The organism is Sphingobacterium sp. UT-1RO-CII-1 (assembly GCF_026711005.1).
Lineage (GTDB): Bacteria > Bacteroidota > Bacteroidia > Sphingobacteriales > Sphingobacteriaceae > Sphingobacterium.
The window spans coordinates 834619-852153 of record NZ_JAPPVJ010000002.1 but is presented as its reverse complement, the minus strand read 5'-3'; the positions used below and the strand labels follow the sequence as shown (position 1 = coordinate 852153).

The 17535-nt window shown below is 39.2% G+C and carries 14 protein-coding genes; 5 read left to right on the top strand and 9 right to left on the bottom strand.

Annotated elements, in window-relative coordinates:
- The 3 genes from ORI89_RS07465 to ORI89_RS07455 all read left to right on the top strand — a co-directional run.
- On the top strand, window positions 1-2592 hold a 2592-nt coding region (locus tag ORI89_RS07465; protein WP_268229822.1), incomplete at its 5' end, for a gliding motility-associated C-terminal domain-containing protein.
- A gap of 24 nt (window positions 2593-2616) precedes the next feature.
- Entirely contained in the window at window positions 2617-3624 is a 1008-nt protein-coding gene (locus ORI89_RS07460; protein ID WP_268229821.1) for a PorP/SprF family type IX secretion system membrane protein, read from the top strand.
- A gap of 40 nt (window positions 3625-3664) precedes the next feature.
- Window positions 3665-5617 (top strand): OmpA family protein, encoded by a 1953-nt coding sequence (locus tag ORI89_RS07455; RefSeq protein WP_268229820.1) that lies wholly within the window; start codon window positions 3665-3667, stop codon window positions 5615-5617.
- 269 nt (window positions 5618-5886) lie between these two features.
- Here the strand turns inward: ORI89_RS07455 and ORI89_RS07450 are convergent, their stop codons facing one another.
- From ORI89_RS07450 to ORI89_RS07415, 8 genes are all read right to left on the bottom strand, one after another.
- Window positions 5887-7047 carry an MFS transporter gene (locus ORI89_RS07450; RefSeq protein WP_268229819.1) on the bottom strand — a complete coding sequence of 387 codons (1161 nt, stop codon included), beginning with the start codon at window positions 7045-7047 and terminating at the stop codon, window positions 5887-5889.
- A 62-nt stretch (window positions 7048-7109) separates the two neighbouring features.
- Window positions 7110-7964 carry a helix-turn-helix domain-containing protein gene (locus ORI89_RS07445; RefSeq protein WP_268229818.1) on the bottom strand — a complete coding sequence of 285 codons (855 nt, stop codon included), beginning with the start codon at window positions 7962-7964 and terminating at the stop codon, window positions 7110-7112.
- A 690-nt stretch (window positions 7965-8654) separates the two neighbouring features.
- Window positions 8655-9668, bottom strand: a complete 1014-nt coding sequence (locus ORI89_RS07440; protein WP_268229817.1) for an OmpA family protein — start codon at window positions 9666-9668, stop codon at window positions 8655-8657.
- 162 nt (window positions 9669-9830) lie between these two features.
- Window positions 9831-11900: a caspase family protein gene (locus ORI89_RS07435; protein ID WP_268229816.1), complete on the bottom strand. Its 2070-nt coding sequence runs from the start codon at window positions 11898-11900 to the stop codon at window positions 9831-9833.
- 15 nt (window positions 11901-11915) lie between these two features.
- Window positions 11916-13331 carry a C1 family peptidase gene (locus ORI89_RS07430; RefSeq protein ID WP_268229815.1) on the bottom strand — a complete coding sequence of 472 codons (1416 nt, stop codon included), beginning with the start codon at window positions 13329-13331 and terminating at the stop codon, window positions 11916-11918.
- A gap of 3 nt (window positions 13332-13334) precedes the next feature.
- Complete coding sequence (locus ORI89_RS07425) at window positions 13335-13709, bottom strand: hypothetical protein (RefSeq protein WP_268229814.1); 375 nt, start codon at window positions 13707-13709, stop codon at window positions 13335-13337.
- Window positions 13710-13802: 93 nt separating this feature from the next.
- Complete coding sequence (locus ORI89_RS07420) at window positions 13803-14318, bottom strand: adenylate kinase (protein WP_268229813.1); 516 nt, start codon at window positions 14316-14318, stop codon at window positions 13803-13805.
- A 17-nt stretch (window positions 14319-14335) separates the two neighbouring features.
- Window positions 14336-14701, bottom strand: coding sequence for a winged helix-turn-helix transcriptional regulator (locus tag ORI89_RS07415; RefSeq protein WP_268229812.1), 366 nt, complete (start codon window positions 14699-14701; stop codon window positions 14336-14338).
- Between the two features lie 199 nt (window positions 14702-14900).
- Between ORI89_RS07415 and ORI89_RS07410 the strand changes: the two genes are divergently transcribed.
- Window positions 14901-15578: a YceI family protein gene (locus ORI89_RS07410; protein ID WP_268229811.1), complete on the top strand. Its 678-nt coding sequence runs from the start codon at window positions 14901-14903 to the stop codon at window positions 15576-15578.
- A gap of 196 nt (window positions 15579-15774) precedes the next feature.
- Here the strand turns inward: ORI89_RS07410 and ORI89_RS07405 are convergent, their stop codons facing one another.
- Window positions 15775-16155, bottom strand: coding sequence for an MmpS family transport accessory protein (locus tag ORI89_RS07405; protein ID WP_268229810.1), 381 nt, complete (start codon window positions 16153-16155; stop codon window positions 15775-15777).
- Between the two features lie 232 nt (window positions 16156-16387).
- Between ORI89_RS07405 and ORI89_RS07400 the strand changes: the two genes are divergently transcribed.
- A complete protein-coding gene (locus ORI89_RS07400) occupies window positions 16388-17422 on the top strand; it encodes a YncE family protein (RefSeq protein ID WP_268229809.1) in 1035 nt (344 codons plus the stop codon).
- Window positions 17423-17535: the final 113 nt, after the last annotated feature.

The window sequence follows — 17535 nt, the reverse complement described above, 5'->3', positions numbered from 1 at the left end:
AAAGAAGTTCCTGTAACGTCTAAAGACCCTAATCCACTAGATCCTAGTGATCCGGATTACCCGGCAGAGGATCCAGACTATCCAGGCTGTACAGATTGTACGGTTACACCATTAGTGAAAGATGCTAGTATGGAAATTGTAAAAACAAGTCTTCCAGCAGCTGGATTCTTACACGCAGGTGATGTAATTAAATATGAAATAGAAGTTAAGAACACAGGTAATGTAACACTTTTTGATATTGTTGTTACGGATGAAAATGCAGATAATTTAAATGTTGGAACGATTGTAGAATTAGAAGTAGGGAAAGCAAAAGTGTTAGAAGCATTCCATACGATTACGCAAGCGGATATGGATGCAGGCTATGTTTCTAATATAGCGAAAGGTAAAGGTAAAGATCCGAAGGGTGAGCCTGTAGAAGCAGAGTCTAAATCAGGTAATCCTGTAGACCCTAATGATCCTACAGATCCGACTTGTGCTGATTGTACAATTACACCACTTCCATGGAGACCGATTACTGCAGATGATGATGCTGTTAGAGGTATAAATGGAAAAACAGGTAAAACAGATGTATTGAATGCTTTAGTGAACGATTTACTGGACGGGGTTCAGGTGTTGCCTAAAGATGTTGTAATAGCTGTAAACGGTGTGACAATTACTGATCCTGTTAAATTCTTAGATAAGAACGGAGCATTGATAGCTGGCGTTGTGTTCAACGCAAAAGGTGGTGTAGATGTTAAGCCAGGAACAGCAGCAGGTGATTATACTTTAACATATAGTATATGTGAAGTATTGAACCCGAGCAACTGTGCACAGGCTACAATAACTATTACAGTAGATGCAGCACCAATCGAAGCAGTTGTGGACACGCCACCGGCAATAAACGGTAAGGACGGTGGTAAAACACCAAGTGTAGTTGAGAACGACACGCTGAACGGTGACCCTATCGATCCGAAAGATATCGGTACGGAGGTTACGGTTACAGTTGAGACTCCGGCTACGCCACGTAATCCAGGCGAGCCTGTTCCTACACTTGATCCAAGTACAGGTATTGTAACTGTTGATCCGGCAACACCGGCAGGAGATTACGAGATTACGTATAAAATCTGTGAGGTATTGAACCCTGACAACTGTTCGACAACTACGGTTACTGTTACGGTGACACCGGCTCCAATCGAAGCTGTTGTTGACACGCCTCCGGCAATTAACGGTAAGGACGGTGGTAAAACACCAAGTGTTATAGATAATGACAGATTGAATAATAAGCCTGTTGACCCAAGTGAAGTGGTGTTGACATGGGGCAAAACTCCGAATAAAGGAATAACACCTAATCCTGATGGAACAATTACAGTATCTCCGGAAACTCCGGCAGGTGAGTATGAGGTGCCTTATCAGATATGTGAAGTGTTAAACCCAAGCAACTGTGCAACTACTACAATCACTATAGTGGTTGAAGAAGCAGAAATCAAGGCTGTAGATGATAAATTTGGGCCTTACAACGGTAAAGATGGAGATAGAACACCAAGTGTATTAGATAATGATGTATTAAATGGAAAACCGGTTGATGCGAAAGATATTAAGCTGACACCTGGAACTTCACCGCATAAAGGTATTGTGATGTATGCGGATGGAACCATTAATGTTGCACCTAATACACCGAAAGGGGAATATGTTTATACATATAGAATATGTGAATTGTTGAACCCGACAAATTGTGCAGATGCAATTGCGACTATTATAGTGGAAGCACCAGAAATCGACGCAGTTAATGACAAGTTTGTAGGTGTGGGCGGCGAGCAAGGAACGCAGACACCAAGCGTGTTGGACAATGATTTATTGAATAAAAAATCGCTTGTTCCGACAGATGTGAAGCTTACATGGTTGGATGATGCGCCAGAAGGATTGACGTTAAATATAGACGGTACGATCACGATAGCGCCAGGAACTAAAGCAGGAATACATACGATTTTCTATCAGATATGTGAGGTGCTGAATCCTTCGAATTGTGATAAAGCGACAGTAGAGCTGGAAGTATTGCCTACACCTATCAGAGCAAAAGATGATGAGCTGACAGTAGAGTGGAGTAGAGATAACAGTATTACAGCAAGTGTGTTGGATAATGACACATTTAATGAAGGAGCTGTAGATTTATCGAAAGTAACTTTACGTCCGGGAATACCGAGTGAGCCAAGCTTAACGATGAATCCTGATGGTACTATAAATGTACCAGCGTCAACCAGACCAGGTACATACGAATTCCCGTACACGATTTGCGAGGTATTAAACCCGAGCAACTGTAGTGAAGCTATGGCGCATGTGGTTATCAAATCGTCGGACTTATTTATTCCGAACGTATTTACACCAAACGGTGACGGCGTGAACGATGTGTTTGAAATTATCGGTATGGAAAACTTTGATCAGGTAGATGTATTAATCATTAACCGTTGGGGTAATGAGGTCTATAAGAGCACGAACTACCGTAACACCTGGGATGGTAAAGGTCTGAATGAAGGTACTTATTACTACATCATTACGACACACAAAGGTGGTAATTCGAATAAGATCAAAGGATGGGTATTGATTAAGACACGTTAATAAGTGATTGTTAAAAGAAACACAATGAAAAATAAGTTTAGATATTTTATTGTAGGCATGATGCTGTTGGGCGGGGTTAAAACCCACGCCCAGCAGAGCATCCAGTTTACGCAGTATATTTTCAACTCGATCAGCGTTAACCCTGCCTACACGGGTTATAAAGAGGAGTGGTTTGCCCAGACCGGTCTTCGTAGCCAATGGACAGGCTGGGAGGGAGCTCCAAAAACGGGTTCTGTATCTATTGACGGAGTTCTTGATGAGAACCGCCGGCATGGAGTTGGCCTACAGATTACGGGCGATAAATTAGGCGCGCAATCGGCTACCTCTATCTTTGCCAACTACGCGCTTCGTTTGCAGCTGGATGATGAAGATACGCAGCGGCTGTCATTAGGTGTTGCTGCTGGGGTAACGCAGTACGGCCTGGACGGCAATAAACTTCAGGCTGTTGAAACGGGGGATATTTCTATCCCTGCGGGCAAAATCAGCAACTGGCGCCCCGACATCCGCTTAGGTGTGTACTACTACAACCCTAAATGGTATGCAGGTCTGGCTGTTCAGGATCTTTTCTCCAATGCGAGTAACAACGACGAGTTTCGCTTCAACGAGAACTCGCTGGAAAGCCTTTACCGTAACGTCAGCGCTTACTTTATTGCGGGTGCACTTTTCGAGCTGGAAGAAGGCCTGAACCTGCGTCCCAGCATTTTAGTAAAAGACGACTTCAAAGGCCCAACTTCCCTGGATATTAACGCAATGTTTATTTTCAACGATAAATTCTGGATCGGCGGGGGCTACCGTACGCGTGCACGTTTGTTCAAACGTGACTACTTTGACAACTCGCCGATGAAACTTAGCGCAACGAACGCAATTACGGGCATTGCCCAGTTTTATGCTACTGATCGTTTCCGTATAGGTTACTCGTATGATCTGATGCTGAACAAAATGAGCGGTCTTCAGAACGGTACACACGAGATCACGCTCGGTATTACCTTCGGTCAGTCTCTGCGCCAGATCTTGAGTCCGCGTTATTTCTAAGTATCCCTTTAGGGTATAATTGTAAACAGAAAAGAAGAAGATGAACAAAAGATATTATACGACAGGTCTGCTCTCGATCGCCTTGCTTTTTAGCTTGGGCGATGCTGTTGGGCAGGAACAGCCGAGCTTGCGCAAGCGTGCCGAGCAGCAGTATGAGCGCTATGAATATGCACATGCGATAGATCTTTACAGCAAACTTGCCGATAGCAAGAAACCTCGTACAGCAGACTTCGAGCGTTTGGCTTCGAGCTACATGTATTTAAAGAACTATGAGCTTGCAGAAAACTGGTATGCCCGTGCTGTTCAGGCTAAGGACCATGAAGCTATTTCTTTATGGCACTATGCCGAGGTTCTGAAACAGAACGGTAAATACGCCGAGGCAAAAGAACAGTACAAGAAATATGCAGCCCAGTCGGGCAACAGTGCGGGCATCGAACTTGCTATTGCAGGCTGCGATTCAGCACAGCTTTGGATGGCTAACCCTACGAGCCACCGTATTGTCAACGAAAAAGAAGTGAACACTTCGCTTAACGAGTTTGGGCTATTCCCGACTAGCAGCGGAGCAGCTGTTTATGCTGGCGAGCCGCTTACAGTTTTTGGTAAGCGCAGCGGTATGACGGGACAGGCATACCTTAAGATCTACTCTACCGAGCGCTTAAGCCAGGAGGTGAGCCTGACCAAGCCTGTTATGATGCTGGACGTTTTCAACGAATCGGCCTACCACGTTGGCCCGATCAGTACAAACATGGCGGGTGATGTGCTGTATATCACACGTACCTACCCGGGCAGCGACACAGAGACCCATAAAGAACTTGGTCACCGTGCTAAGCGCCACAACCTGGAACTTAAGATCTACACCCGTCAGGGTGATAGCTGGGCCGAGGAAGACTTTGCTTATAACAATGTTAAAGAATATTCGCTTGGCCATGCCAGTTTAAGCCTGGACGGACAGACACTTTACTATGCTTCGAACATGCCGGGTGGCTATGGGGGTGTAGACATCTGGTATTCTGAATTACAGGCTGACGGCAGCTGGGGTGCACCCCAGAATGCGGGCAGCGAAGTAAACTCTGCCGGCGATGAAATGTTCCCTACAATCTTAGGCGAAGAACTTTACTATTCGAGCAACGGTTTTGCGGGTATGGGCGGTTTGGATATTTTCTGCGCGTATGGTGCAAAATCCTCCTTCAGCGGACGTCATAACCTACAGTTCCCGATCAACTCGGCGGGTGATGACTTCTCTTACTACGTTTCCGAAGACAACGAAGAGGGTATCTACGGTTACCTTTCTTCCAACCGTGTAGGTGGTGTTGGGGGCGATGATATCTACTCCTTCGGTTTTGTAAAGCCTAAGATCCAGATCCGTCTGGAAGGTTTGGTTTACGACAAGAAAACTGGCGATCTTATCCCGGGAGCGGGTGTTACGCTGTATACAGCAGAGCGTCAGATTGTCTCACGCAAGGTTGGTGGTGCGGATGGTTCGTTCGGGTTTGATCTGAACAAAGACACCTACTACCGTGTTCTGGCTAACAAAGAAGGCTACCATGCCGACTCTGTGTCTATAGCAGGTGTTAACCCTTTGCGTGATACTGTTATCCAGGTTGCGCTATACTTAGAGCCTGTGTTTACGGTTGGTGATAAATTTGTTCTGGAGAACATCTACTACGATTTTGATAAACACAACATCCGTAAGGATGCAGCTGTTATCCTGGACGAATTGGTTCGTACGATGCGTGATAACCCTACGCTGCGTATTGAGCTTTCGAGCCATACGGACAGCCGTGGTAGCGACAGCTACAACATGAAGCTTTCACAGCGCCGTGCCGACTCGGCAGTTGAATACCTGATCAGCCGTGGTATTGCCCGTGATCGTTTAGTAGCGAAAGGTTATGGCGAGAGCCGCTTGGTAAATAAGTGTAGTAATGGCGTTGCATGTACGATTGCAGAACACCAGGCTAACCGCCGTACGGAGGTTGAGGTTCTGGAATATTAATATATGTTTTCAACATACCGTTAAGGTATAAATTTTCATAGGTAGAGAAATAGGTGACCGCTTCCCAGGCGGCACCTATTCGTTTTTTAGAGCTATATGAAATATGGATATAAGACAGGTTTTTTAAATATGAACGACAGCGAAGCAGCATGTATACCAGTGGAAATAAAATCGTACATAACGATAATGCGGATATTCCATAGGGCAAAGAAGAGCCAAATTATATACATATGGACAAAAAAGATACAGTTGCTTGTAAAGACCTGTTTTTATTGTTTTGCTTTTATTATTAAAATAAGCATAGATATCAGCGCACTTATTGCCCCAAAAAAATAGATGGATTGATAACCATAAAGACCGGCTATTATCCCTGCAATGGGGCCGGCTATACCTAATGAAATATCAAAGAAGGCCGCATATGCGCCTAGAGCCGTTCCTCTCATTTGCGGACTGACTTTCTGTATAGCTAGGACACCAAGGGCAGGAAACACCAGCGAAAAGCCAATGCCTGTTAAACTACAACCTAGAATAGCCATAAATTCTGATGTTGCGAAAGCAATAAGTAATTGTCCTATGATTTCAATAATGAAAGACACAATGGCTACTCTATAGCCTCCGAATTTATCAGGTAAGGAAGCACAGAAAATACGGGTAAGTACATAGAAACTACCAAAAGTTAAAAATGCCCATGAGGGATTTAACCAACTTTTCTCTGTAAATAATAAAGCAATAAAAGAGGAGATACAGGCAAAGCCTATTGATGAAAATGCCAAGGCTAGTCCCTGATCTGATATTTTACTGATTACTTTGTAGAAAGGTGTACGTTGATAGGAGGGGTCAACCGCTAAATTTGGAAGACGAATTGTACATAACCAACTGATAGCTGATAGGACAATCATTAAACTAAATACATATATAGTACCCAATGTACTCGTTAAATAGATAGCTAAAGGTGCACCTAAGGCAATTCCGGCATACATGGCAATGCCATTCCAGGTCATGACTTTTCCTGATTTTTGCTGACCTACTAAACCTATGCCCCAAGTTAAGGCACCCGTTACGGCAAGGCTTTCTGATATACCGTGGGCTATTCGAGCAACGAATAATAGAAGTAAAGCTATTAAATGTAGATCTTTAAAATAATAACTTAAAATATAGATGACGCCACTTATTACGGACATAATTACTCCGTAATGTTTGGCTGTCTTAGCCCCTTGGGTATCGGCAATTTTTCCGGCGTAGGCTCTTGTTAATAAGGTCGCAATAAATTGTATGCTGATTACAGCTCCGACGATTAGTGCACTAAAATGGAGCTCGTTTTTTATTAATGTGGGAAGAGTCCCTAGCATGATACCTATACAGAGGTATATGGCAAATACCGATACAATAATCGGACTGATGGACCACATGGGTCTGTTCTGTTCTTTCATATCTGTAGAATTAATGATTTTACAGATGCAAAAATAGAAGCTATTACTAAGGCAATAATTGGCTATTGATGTTTATGATTGGACAAATCATGGTTTTTCTTTCTAAATAGACTAGCTGTAGTCCCGGTGTTTTTTTTGAAGAATCGAGAAAAATAAGTGTAGTCGTCGTATCCCAGAACAAATGCAATTTCTTTTACATCTAAATCGGTATGAAAAAGAAGACGTTGAGCTTCTAGTAATATTTCTTTTTGAATCCAATAACTTGCTATAAAACCTGTTATTTCTTTGCTCACTTCGTTTAGATATAAAGGGGTGATATTTAACTGCGAGGCATAGTCTTTTACTTGTTTTATTTCCTTAAACTGTTGTTTTATCAAGTTTCTAAAGGAATAGATTAATTGATATTTATGACTATTTGTATTTATATTGCTTTGTTGCGTGGTTATAAAAGACCGGGCGAAAAGACCCGTTAAAGCGTATACATATGAATGTATAATAGAAGAGTCAACAGTGGTTTCTTTATCGGAAATGAATTTATTTAAGATATGGCTTAAAGTATAAAGGGGGTGTTGAGGGCTGACTGTCTTGGTTTGTTGATGATGCATAAAGCTATCCAATAATAACCGGTGTTCGAGAAGGATCAGTTCGGACTCAACAAAAATAAGCCAGCCTTCTATATGTTTGTTTTTTAAGGATTGGTGGACTTGACCAGGCGCAACAAAACAAAAAGTACTGTCGACAAGCTCCCATTCTTTGAAATCAATAGTCCAAACAGATTGCCCTTTTTGCTGAAGTATAAACATGTAGTGATCATCTCGGTGAGGGATTCCCGGACCTATGGACAAATTTGTAAAAGGAACTACTTCAATACCGATGTCTCCGAGTTCTTTGTAATGTATAGGGATTTTTGTTTTCAAACTGTATGAATGTTAAACGAAACTTTTTTACGAAGCTTAAATTAACTAAAAACTACAGCTTATTTATGTTTTTTTGTCCCAAAAGTAAGTCTTTAAATTAAAGTGCCTTTTTGTTATGTACTTAAAATTAATTTGTTATCTTCGTTTATATTGAAATCAATGACCAGATTTTATTGATTTTTTTGCATTAAATTAAAAAGAGTCTCGTTCACAAACTCTGACAATAAAAACCCAAACGAGATCGATAGTTTAATGCCCGATGCGATATTTTTGTACCTTTGTACATACTATAGCACGGGCAACTATCGTTAGCCGTTTTGGGAGGGGTCAGAGCCTTGTGGAGCGGTTGATAGAAGCCCGTACTATAAACTTTCTCAACCACGTGACTCATATATAAAAAGATGATGAGTTATGAAATAAAACACATTTTCTACAACTTTTTTAGTCTATGTCGGCACTTTAAGTGGCTGAACATAAATGTAAAAGCCATCTTATCATGTTTGCTAACATAAATAAAATGGCTTTAAAAGAAATTTAAGATTCAAGCTGCTTGGCTTGTTGTTTAGTTATGCAATTTGCATTGCATGGTTGTTTAGTGGTTCAGAGTCCCGTGCCAGCGGGACTACTGGCCTAACAATATAGGAAGATATTCTTAAAATAGAAAAACTCGTGTTGATTACAATTTATAGATTAATTTGTTTTGATAAGCTCTACACGTCTGTTTTTAGCTTTACCTTCTTCGCTGTCATTCGCGACGAGAGGGCGCTCTGAACCAAATCCTTTTGCTGTTAATCGTGTATTATCAATACCGCCGCTTGTCAAAGCTTTTAAAACAGCTTCTGCTCTTTCGTTGGATAACTTTTTATTGCGGGTAGCGTCGCCTGTATTGTCAGTATGCCCTTCAATTGTGATATGAAGGGCGCTTTCTTTTTTGAGTGCTTCGATAATTTGCTGTACTACTTCTTTGCCATCATGGGTTATAACGGACTTGTCGGTGTCAAAATTGATATATAAAATAGACTTTCCTTGACTCGTAAGATCATGAACTATTTCATCAGCTGTTATTTTGGTGATAGTTTGTTCTAATATACCTTCTTTTAAAACATTTAATTTACCCCCAAAGTTGTTGGCTGTGAATTGAATGAAAATATTACCTTCTTTTTTATTTCGTATAACATAGAACTTAATGTTTTCATCAGCATAGCCTATGTCGCCCTCATCTCCTTTATTAGGGTCTTGTTTGTTGTAGCGCTCGTATTCTTCACGACCGATCTGGCCGTCGAAAACCTTAACAGCTCCAATAGAATTTAAGTATTCTTCTAAAGATCTTTCAAGATATATTTTAGAAAATTGTTCTCCTTGTTCTTCTGTAATGTTTATTTTATATAATTTTCCTTCAAATGGTGTCATGGTACCGTTGATCGGGAAAAAACAAACATCCAAATTTTTTAAGAAAGAACTGTTTATAGGCTTAAGTCCTTTTGGCAGTGTAAAGTAAGGAAAAGCACCAATGTCGGTATCGCTGACCGGTATGCTTTCTAAATCAAGTGTAGCGATGTCTTCTACCGTTTGGCTAGGAGAAGGCTGATTTTCTGATGTTGTTGTACTGCTGTTTTCGGGGTTATCACTTATTTCCTGTTTAGTTTCGTTCTGACAAGAAGAAAAAATAAGGAGAGCGACTAATAGTAATACTGTATATTTCATATGTAAATAATTATTGGTTTGTGTATATCTTTAACCGAACTCATGGATACTCCGTATTTATTTGATAAGCTCGGTTTGGTTTATCTAAAATGTTTAATTAGCCTTGCTTAATTGCGTTACTAATTTCAGTAAAACCTTGGTTATAGACAAGTTAAGTAATTATTAATTTTTTGTAAAAATAAAGTCACCACCCACGTGGCCGGCCTCTTCTAATGTCCCGTATCGAGGCTCGGTATTAGACTCGGTCATAACAGCTTCAATAATGTGGTTTACAAACATCTTTTGAGAACTTAACGACTTTTCATTATTGTTCTCTAATGCTTGAATGAGATACCGCATGAATACGGATTCATCCGGAACTTCGCTGTCGTTGCCGGAAGTGATGGCTACACGTGCTATTTTGTTGGATAGTGTCTCTGCAACTGTATTTTCTTTGTTTATACCACGGGTTCGGAATACACTGCCCGAAAAACAGGCATCTGTAATTAAAAGTGTATTTCGAGAGGTAATGTTGCCGATAAGGCTTAACATAGATTTGTTGGGAAACCAAGTGTTTTTATCGGCATAGCGTGCATCAGCCAACAACCAATAGCCTTTTTTATCCTGCTCAGACCATATACCGTGTCCGGCGTAAAAGATAACAAGATTATCATTTTCGCCTATTTCTTCAGATAACATGGTGAATACCTTCTTCAAGTCATTTTGTGATGGATTGAAAGAAGTGAATATGTTGTCGTCTTGAAAATTGTATTTCCTTTTTAGGATAAGCTTTAGTTTGATCGCATCGCCAATGGGTTTTTCTAGAGATGGAATACTGGTGTCTTCGTAGTTTTGTGAAGCGATTAGCAGACAATAGTTTTTGCCCTGCGGGGTGGTGGTTTTAGCTGTTTGAATTATTGATTCGGTTTTGGAGCTGTTGATGACTAACCATTTATCAGCGGTATTGCCTGCTAAATCTATCGCTGTTATTTTTACGGAATCGATATCTGCTTGAGGGAGGTAGTTTCCCCAAAATTCACCTGTTTCTTTAGAATAGATAGTTTTTCCGTCTATGCTGACAGACTGTATGCCCGAATCATCTTTTGCGATTCCTTTTATCATGATCTCGGTTTTGGCAGTTACAATTTCCAATCCTCGTTGCAACACTGGAGTTGTAATCTCGATAGTTGGCGGTGTTTGATCGATAGCACGATTTTCCTCCATTTTAGTAATTAAATTGGCTAAGCCTTCTTCGGCTAAGGAATAGCCGGGGTAGTAAGTTAAGGAAGCTTCATAGTTTCTTTTTGCTTCTGAGTAATTATTAAGGCCTTCGTAAGCTTTGGCTTGGAAATAATATAGTTTGTATTGATTGGAAACATCCCAACGTACCCAAAGAAGCCCCTTTGATCCTTTAAATAATTTTTTTGTATAATCTATGGTGGTGAGGTAGTCTTTTTTGTGTAATGCGATCTCAGCACGAGCTTCTTCGAAATAGCCTTCTTTCACGAAAATATGTTTTTTTAGAACTTCAATACTTTCTTCAGCTTTTTGGACATCACCGATGTGTAAATATATTCTTAAAAGGTAATCTTTTCCATACAATTTAGAGTTCATGAAGCCCAAGCCATTGGTTGCTATCTGGTTAGCTAGGTGTATTGCATGATCATAATTATTGTCAATTAGAGCTACGTATACACTTGCTAAATCTGAAACCCATTTTCCACTTTCAAGTTGTTTCGATTTTTCTTCAATTTTTACTAAAGCATCACGTCTGTTTAGTAATAAAGCTGATTCTAAATATTTGTCAATAAGAAATTGCCATGTGGTATGTTGTTTAGGTGGTTTGCCACTTTCAACGATATTGTCAAACCAATCATTAGCCGCATTAAATATCTCGTTGGGGTTGCTATGTAAATAATAGCTTCTTAGACGTACATAATGTACGTCGTATGGGAATTTTGTAGGCGAATTTTTTAAAGCTAAATTAAAATACTCTCTTGAGCCAGGGATATCATTAATATATACTTTTAGTTCAGCATATCTTGAATAAATAAGGTATTTGTAACCTTCATAACCAAAGTTGAGGGCTCGCTTGGCTTTATCTTCGGCTTGGTCATATTCTTTTCTACGAATATGATATGAAATATCTTCAAGAATAGAAAGTGTTTTGCTTTTACTAAGTTGTTTTTCTTGAGCAAGAGCAGATTGCGTTAAAAAAAAACAAGAAAGTGTTATGATTAGGTATTTAGTCATGGTTGGATTGTTGTTTTAATGATGTTTTAATTCTACAATCAAAGGAACGACGGTTTTTCCCTGACTGTTGCTGGCAAAGGAAATTGTGCTATTCTCAAAATTTATATCTTTTGGACTGACCAATTTATCGCCGAGTACTTTAAGTAATCGCTCGCTGAATGTTCCTTGTTCAAGATGTATTTTTTCGACTAGATTGTTATAGTCTATCTCATCTTTGGAGTATAAGACACAGAGTAAATCGGTGCCGGGCTGCTGGTCGAATGCAATAAAATAGTTCTCGTCGGGGATAAGGATATTGTTGATACTATCTGTTAATGCGGCACTTATTCCGTCTTCGAAAGGAAATATTTTTGTGATTTTTTGTGTCATGTCTGTGCTGATGGCGTAGACGTATGCCGGTTGGTTATTTTGTATAGCTATGCGGAATTTTGTGCCTGAGGGATAGGATTGTTTGGAGGTATAAGTGGTGAAAGGACCGTTGTTTTTTATGACGGGTACAATCTCTAAACCGCGGCTCAACATCTTTTTTTCGATAGGCATATTTTGCCCATCTTCCATTTTTAGTTCGATAGTTCCAGCCAAATCGATCGTGCCTTTTTTGGCTACTGGCAGATCAATAATTTCGTAGGCATAGCGTGTGAAGTTTGCAAAATCTTGGTATCTGATCCAAGTGTAGCCTCCATTCCCCCAGTTCGTGCTCCAACTATTTTGTACTTCGAAAGCGCCACCATACTTATTGTCGTCATAACCGATGACACACATGGCATGTCCACCATAATCTATTGTAGGGTCGTCATTACTGATCCATACTTCTTTAGCCTGCATGAAGGATGGTGGGCAATTCATGCCGAATATAACAGGCTTGCGCTCATGTATGGCTTTTTTAACCGTCTGTATTTTTATTGCTTGCGAGACATAGGGGTCAAATAAACGCATGTAATCTTTTATTTTTTCGTTTTCAGCAATTGTTAGTAACTGTTGATCTAGGGATGGTAAGCATAAATCGTTTACCAGATCAAATGCTACAGCGCCTTGAGTTTTTAGTAGCTGTAAGGCATCATCAATAACAGAACCACCGTCGCAGTCATTATCATGTGGTTTTAACTGTCTGAATAGAAAGGCTGGTGAATAGGCTTTTGCTGTTATATGGTCTTTATCAGTCCAGTTGTTTTTTATAGATTCTACTGTCGTGCGCGCTGTGTAGGCTACCGCCCATGCTGTACAAGTGCCATAATGGCTTTGATTGCCAGGGATAGGGGTGTGTTTTTTAAGACTAGCTGCAGCAGGGAAAGTGGTTAAACTCCGTGTGAGAGTAGCCTTTTTAGGAACAGCATTATACGTATTATCGCTAAAGTCCATTCCCATTCTGTATTGCGCGCGAGCAGTACAAAAGGTAATAACAGTCAAAAGTAAGGTGAAAAATATCCGCATGGCTTATTGTTTGTTTTTTTGAAATATGTAGTCTCCGCCAATATGACCTGCTTCCTCCAAAGTGCCGTAGCGTGGTTCTGTTTCAGTGCTGTTCATGACTGCTTCAATAATGTGGTTTACAAATAGGTTTTGAGCACTGACGGTCTGTTCTTTGTTGTCCGAAAGGGCTTTAATAAGGTATTTCATGAATATAGATTCATCCGGTACTTCGCCTTGTTTTAGTGCAGTGATGGCTTGATCGGCTAATGCTACAGCGTTATTGTAAGTCTTGTTTTTTGAAGGCTCATTGATTGTTTGGAATTCCTGTGCAGATATTTTGCTCGTTAGGAACAGTAGAGGCAGTATACTGTAGAGGATAAAAAGCAGAGAATGTTTCATTCTCAAAAATAAGCCTTACTGTTTTTTATAAAAATACCTAGTACTAGGTATTTTTATAAAAGTATATGCTCGTAAAGAAGTAGAGGATGTGTTTTAAAATAGATCCAGATCTATGTTATAGTTATCTGTAATGAGTATATAATTACAGTCATGTTTTTTGCACATGGCTAAGTTATGGGCATTGTCATGCAGGACAGATTCTATTGTGCAGTAATTATCATCTAGTCTGTTTTCTATAACACAGGCAAAGTCCTTAATCTGTGCGAAATGATTGTTTATATATGTTTCTGACAGGATGAGACAGTAATGTTTTATATGCTGTAGATACTTGTTTTCAAAATCATCTTTCCAGCTAAAGGGTATATAAATGCCTTCCACAATAAGATTTTGATCGTTTTCAATAGCTGTTTTAATTATTTCACTGACAATAGGCCATAAGTAAGCTTGTAGTTCGCTATCATCTTCGGGCGTTAGAGTGGTTTGACCGCTTCTTATCAGCCCCATTTTTAATAAATCAAGAGAAAGAGAGGAATACTTGTATTTTTCTACTAGTTTCTGCGCTAAAAGTGTTTTTCCAGTATGGGATGCGCCTGCGATTAAAATAATCATATTACCTGTTGCACCCTTTAATCGTCCGATTTGTGAAGCGCTTCACGATAGGCAGCACCCCATTGTGCGATTTCGTCAATAATGGGCTCTAATGTACGTCCGTAGCTTGTAATTTCATATTCAACTGTTATTGGCTTTGTATTTAGCACAGTACGAGTAACCAATTGATTCATCTCCATGTCCTGAAGTTCTTTAGATAGCATTTTAGAACCAATACCTTCTACTTCACGTAGCAGATCCATAAATCGCATTTTACCACCTATAAGTAATGTGCCTATGATATGAAATTTCCATTTGCCAGAAAGAACCTGCATGGTGTCATTTATGGCTATGATTCTATTTCTGCAGAACTCTGTATTTGTTAATTTAGCTTGCTTTTTCATTTGTATACTATGATTTACTGCTTTATCTATTTAAAGTGAATGAGCTAAACTGCTCTCTTGCACAAAATTAGAAATTAAGCTGTAAATAACGCATGTAGTTTCTTTAAGGAAACTAGTGTCTAATTGGAAATTGATGGTGTAAATATACTTACTGTCGGTTATTTTTGCACAGATTTTAAGAAAAAGTAAATTTTATAGCATGAAAAAATTATCATTTTTAGCCGTTTTAGCATCTTTCGTTTTATATTCCTGTGGTGGAGCTACTGGAGATAAAGCAACAACTGGAGCAGCAGAGCAAGTTGCCGAGCAAAGTGGCGCTACGTATACAGTAGACTCTTCATCAAGTACATTGAAGTGGAAGGGATACCATAAAGGGGGCTTTGATCCGCGATTTGGTACCTTAGCTACTACAGGTACAGTATCTGTAGAAAACGGTACGCTGACTGCAGGATCTTTCATTATTGATATTAAATCCATCGTAACAGATGCAGCTTCTGTTGATACATTAAAAACTGGTGGTAAAACATCTTTAGATTTGGATAACCATTTGAAAACCGCTGATTTTTTTGACGCAGAAACCTATCCAACAGCTAAATTTGAAATTACTAGTGTAGTAGATTTTGATGCTGCTAATGATGTAAGTGTTGTAGAAGGTGCTACACATATTATTAGTGGAAACTTAACTATTAAAGATCAGACTGTAAATGTTACTTTCCCTGCTAAAACTACAATTGCGGATGATGCTGTAACTGTAGCTTCTAAATTTACGATTAATAGACAAGATTGGGGCTTGACTTATGGTACAGAAGGTGACCCAAAAGATTGGATGATCTCGCAGGAAGTAGATATAGAGTTGAATATTAAAGCAAATAAATAGTCGCTTCTATTTTAAAATTTGGTATATGAATGAGGAGGTGTTTAAAAAACACTTCCTTTTTTTATGGTTCATAATATCATCAATCTTTTCTATAGAGCCGTCAACTTTATTAAATAGGATAGGCGATATAGTAATTTTTATCTAAATTGTTGTGATAAGACAAGAGCCTAACTATTAATGGTTAGGCTCTTGTAGATTAGTAGTAGGAAGCACTTGTTTGTAGAACTTTTCCTGTTGAATTTGGACTTTCTTTAACCACTTTGCCATCTACTAGAATCTGAGCTTTTAATGTCGAAGCATCACTAGTGCCAAGTGCATTAGCTGAAATAAGGGGTGTTTTACTGCTGATAGTACCCTCACTTGTCCATTCACTTCCAAAACTGCCTGTTTTTGTAACAACATTATCTCCATCGTAATAGGCAATTGTACTTATTTTCACATCGGATGAACCAATAATTTTGTATTGTACTTTTACTAAACCACCAGCACCAGGAGCGGGGTCTTTGTCTTTACTACATGAGGATAAAATAAATGCACCAGCTATTACAGCTAAAAAAAGGAACTTAATGTTTTTCATGAAAAATAGTTTTAATAAGGTTTCCCTAAGTCAATAATTATGCCGTTTTGTAGAAATAGGAAGAGGAATATTCTTTAGTATTAATTTTTTTAAACTCGGTTATTGACCGAAATACGAGCGATTTAAAAAAAAGAGTGAAGTTAAATTCTTTTGTTACTTCGGTATATACGTAGGTAAGGCTACTCTATATTAAGAGCTTATTAAAAATAAGTCTAAATTAAATAATACAAAAATGAAGCAAATATTATTAGGGACAGCCCTTATTTTAAGTACATCGTTTGGATATAGCCAAGAAAATAAAGCTAGTTTTAAAATTGATCAGGTACAAAAGTTGCCCAATGAGCTGTATCAATTAGTTTATAATCCGACGAATAGTTTAGTATATGTGGCGGGCCCGAAGACAGGGTTTGACAGAGAAGTTGAAAACTTTGTCTATGTGCTAGACGGAGAAACTTTGGCTGTAAGGGATTCGATCTCGTTGGGAACATATCTTCCTTTTGGAATAGCGTTGAATAGTAAGACGCAAACACTGTATGTAGGACATTCGCTGCAGAATGCGGTAAGTGCTATTGATTTGAGTACAAAGAAGCAACACATTATATCCAGTGGAAAAGATAAATCTAAAATAAGAGAAATTGTGGTTGATGAGATTCGAAATAAAGTATACGTTTCTGACCATGGAAATCCTTCAGTGTGGGAGATCGACGGGACAAACAATACGTTTGTACGATCGTTTGATAAATCAGATGCTTATCTTTTAGGGTTGAATGTTGATGCGGAGAAGGGGCGTGTATACGCCACAGATGCACAAACTATGGAAGGTAATATTCTCGTTTATAACAGCGAGTCGGGGGTATTGGAAGGGCAGTACAAAACTTGGTCTTATTGCCCGATAAATATTGCTTTAGATAAAGGAGGAAACAGAATATTTGTGAGCCAATCTAATGATAATAATGTTACAGTTTTGGATGCACATACAGGAAATATTGTGCAGAAAGTATACTTAGGTTATGATGCATCTCCAATAGGACTGGTGTATGATGAAAATAGTGGATTATTGTATACAGCTAATAGAAATAAACAGGAAGTGGCCGTTATTGATATGGAAAACTATACGGTAATGGAACGTATCCCTACAAAAGGCTTACCGAACACAATTACGTTAGATTCGGTGTCAGGAACTATATATGTGACAAATAAACAGGCTGGTAAAAAGCAAGAAACCGTAGAAAATGCAAATACGGTATTAAAAATCAGTAAAATTTAAGACGTTATTTCATTGTTTAGATAGGGGCGCTGCATCGAAGATGGGCGCTCTTTTTTTTTGAATATTTATGTAGTTATTATAATGTCAGATTGACGATGTAGATATATATCTGT

Excerpts from the sequence above, each read along its gene's own strand:
- ORI89_RS07455 (WP_268229820.1), top strand. The coding sequence starts at position 3,665 with ATGAACAAAAGATATTATACGACAGGTCTGCTCTCGATCGCCTTGCTT.
- ORI89_RS07435 (WP_268229816.1), bottom strand. The coding sequence starts at position 11,900 with ATGACTAAATACCTAATCATAACACTTTCTTGTTTTTTTTTAACGCAA.
- ORI89_RS07460 (WP_268229821.1), top strand. The coding sequence starts at position 2,617 with ATGAAAAATAAGTTTAGATATTTTATTGTAGGCATGATGCTGTTGGGC.
- ORI89_RS07400 (WP_268229809.1), top strand. The coding sequence starts at position 16,388 with ATGAAGCAAATATTATTAGGGACAGCCCTTATTTTAAGTACATCGTTT.
- ORI89_RS07425 (WP_268229814.1), bottom strand. The coding sequence starts at position 13,709 with ATGAAACATTCTCTGCTTTTTATCCTCTACAGTATACTGCCTCTACTG.
- ORI89_RS07415 (WP_268229812.1), bottom strand. The coding sequence starts at position 14,701 with ATGAAAAAGCAAGCTAAATTAACAAATACAGAGTTCTGCAGAAATAGA.
- ORI89_RS07420 (WP_268229813.1), bottom strand. The coding sequence starts at position 14,318 with ATGATTATTTTAATCGCAGGCGCATCCCATACTGGAAAAACACTTTTA.
- ORI89_RS07450 (WP_268229819.1), bottom strand. The coding sequence starts at position 7,047 with ATGAAAGAACAGAACAGACCCATGTGGTCCATCAGTCCGATTATTGTA.
- ORI89_RS07410 (WP_268229811.1), top strand. The coding sequence starts at position 14,901 with ATGAAAAAATTATCATTTTTAGCCGTTTTAGCATCTTTCGTTTTATAT.
- ORI89_RS07405 (WP_268229810.1), bottom strand. The coding sequence starts at position 16,155 with ATGAAAAACATTAAGTTCCTTTTTTTAGCTGTAATAGCTGGTGCATTT.
- ORI89_RS07430 (WP_268229815.1), bottom strand. The coding sequence starts at position 13,331 with ATGCGGATATTTTTCACCTTACTTTTGACTGTTATTACCTTTTGTACT.
- ORI89_RS07440 (WP_268229817.1), bottom strand. The coding sequence starts at position 9,668 with ATGAAATATACAGTATTACTATTAGTCGCTCTCCTTATTTTTTCTTCT.